The organism is Veillonella parvula (assembly GCF_024461875.1).
Taxonomy (GTDB): domain Bacteria; phylum Bacillota; class Negativicutes; order Veillonellales; family Veillonellaceae; genus Veillonella; species Veillonella parvula_I.
Genome location: NZ_JANGAL010000069.1, coordinates 1 through 256, shown reverse-complemented (window position 1 = coordinate 256; position 256 = coordinate 1). Strand labels below are relative to the sequence as shown.

Annotated in this window: 1 protein-coding gene; it reads right to left on the bottom strand. The window is 43.8% G+C overall.

What is annotated here, in order from left to right:
- The coding region (locus NE668_RS09895; RefSeq protein WP_256196819.1) for a chromate transporter at positions 1-256 on the bottom strand (256 nt) is incomplete at both ends.

Genomic DNA, 256 nt, shown 5'->3' with positions numbered 1-256 from the left:
ACTCCTCCGAAAATAGCTACCGCGCCGATATCAAGCGATTCTTTCATTGTTTTTAAATCCGGATCTCCTGTTCCGAAAAAAGAAAGCAATATGATCGTTGCCGCGGCTGATACGATCAATCCCAGAGAAGCTGCTTTCAATCCGTTAAGCGTCTCAAAAATATAGACTGACTCTTTATGCTTCTGAAAAAAACGATACAGAGTCAATGAAATCGCAACTCCGCAAAAAACGCATCCGACTGTTGCCACAACCGCGC